At 60.0% G+C, this 1,931-nt stretch carries 2 protein-coding genes; one reads left to right on the forward strand and one right to left on the reverse strand.

The features are described from left to right. Positions 1 to 125 precede the first annotated feature (125 nt). Positions 126 to 1,013: an EamA family transporter RarD gene (gene rarD, locus QMX98_RS34325; protein WP_010467094.1), complete on the forward strand. Its 888-nt coding sequence runs from the start codon at positions 126 to 128 to the stop codon at positions 1,011 to 1,013. A gap of 215 nt (positions 1,014 to 1,228) precedes the next feature. Here rarD and QMX98_RS34330 read toward each other — a convergent pair whose 3' ends face one another. After that, positions 1,229 to 1,747 (reverse strand): glycine cleavage system protein R, encoded by a 519-nt coding sequence (locus QMX98_RS34330; protein ID WP_010467092.1) that lies wholly within the window; start codon positions 1,745 to 1,747, stop codon positions 1,229 to 1,231. Positions 1,748 to 1,931 lie beyond the last annotated feature (184 nt).

Here is a 1,931-nt window from a genome sequence, read left to right on the forward strand (position 1 = left end):
GAACGATAACGCGGTATTTCAGGCAGACCGCGATATCGTTCTTCGCGGGCAAGCCTCGCTCCTACAAAAAATACAACACATCTATACAATCCCCTCTTTGTTAGCTGCCTAAGCAAGGATTCTGCATGCAAGCTGCCAACCCGCGTCGCGGGTACATCCTGGGCCTGAGTGCCTACATCATCTGGGGCCTGTTCCCGATCTATTTCAAAGCCATCGCCAGCGTGCCGGCCGTGGAGATCATCATTCACCGTGTACTGTGGTCGGCGCTGTTCGGCGGCTTGTTGCTGATGGTCTGGAAACACCCGGGATGGTGGCAGGAACTGCGGGATAACCCGAAACGCCTGGCGGTCCTGGCCCTGAGCGGCACGCTGATTGCGGCCAACTGGCTGACCTACGTCTGGTCGGTGAACAACGGGCGCATGCTTGAGGCCAGTCTCGGTTACTACATCAACCCTCTGGTAAACGTGCTGCTGGGGATGTTGATCCTCGGTGAGCGGCTGCGGCGCATGCAGTGGATCGCGGTGGGGCTTGCGGCCATCGGCGTGGCGCAGCAGGTGTGGCAAGTCGGCAGCTTGCCGTGGGTGTCGCTGGTGTTGGCGCTGACGTTCGGCTTCTACGGTTTGATCCGCAAGCAGGCACCAGTCAAGGCGCTGCCCGGCCTGGTGGTGGAAACCTGGATGCTGGTGCCGATTGCCATTGCCTGGCTGCTGTTCAATCAGACGGCCACAAGCGCTCAGCCCGAGTTCTGGACCACATCCGAAGCCTGGTGGCTGGTGGCGGCCGGGCCAGTGACGCTGGTGCCGCTGGTGTGTTTCAACGCCGCCGCACGGCATCTGCCCTACACGACGCTGGGTTTCCTCCAGTACCTGGCGCCGACGCTGGTGCTGTTGCAAGCCGTGCTGTTGTTTGGCGAGCATTTGTCTTCCAGCACGCTGGTCGCGTTTATCTTTATCTGGGCAGGTCTGGCGGTTTACAGCGTCGATGCGGTGATCAGTCTTCGCCGCCGCAGCTGATCAAAAAACACACAAACTTCTGCGAGCCACGTCCTTCGTGGCCTGCAGTGATCCTTCCCAAGGTTATCCACAGCGTGATCCCCGCCGTTTGTGTGCAACTTGTTGAAACTGATGGTTTTTTGATCAGATCTGGAAGAAGCCCGGCCGGCATGGGCTGGCGGGCTGTCTCTACAGGTTATCCACAGGCAGGTGCACGTTTAACTTGGATAACCCGGTCAGGGTTCACTGCGCAGCACCAATTCCACCATCAGATCGTCGGCCAGGGTTTCCAGGCGCGACTGCAAGACATCCAGCGATAAGGTCAGCGGCACCGCCAGGATCGCTTCGGCGTGAAACAACGGCTCGCTGCTCATCGGTGCCGGACGCACTTCGGTCACCAGACGCTCCAGGCTCACCCCTTGCTCACTCAGCAGGCGAGTGATGTCACGGACAATCCCCGGGCGGTCATTGCCCACCAACTCCATGGCAATCGGTTTCCAGGTGCAGGATTGCTCAATGCCGCTTTCGGCGATCAGCACGCGAATACCGTGGGCGGACAACGCCTTCAGGGCATCGACCAGCTCATCGTAAGCCTCGGCCGGCACGCCCACCCGAAGAATCCCGGCGAACTGCCCGGCCATGCGCGACATGCGGCTCTCCAGCCAGTTGCCGCCATGCTCGGCAATGCATTGGGCAATGCGCTCGACCTGCCCTGGCTTGTCCGGAGCGAAAACAGTGAGTACGAGGTGGTCCATGGCGCAGCCCTCTTTTGTTATAGAAAAAGAAGTATAGGCAAGGGTTGTTACGGCGTTGAATCGGCGAATGCCTTCCCGGGCAAGCCTCGCTCCTAGAAGGAGCCGCCCCCTGCAGGAGCGCGGCTTGCCCGCGAAAGGCGCGCCGCGAAGAACGTCGCGCACAATAAATCGTGGACAAGTTTTT

The organism is Pseudomonas sp. PS02303 (assembly GCF_029959925.1).
GTDB classification, from domain to species: Bacteria; Pseudomonadota; Gammaproteobacteria; order Pseudomonadales; family Pseudomonadaceae; genus Aquipseudomonas; species Aquipseudomonas mandelii.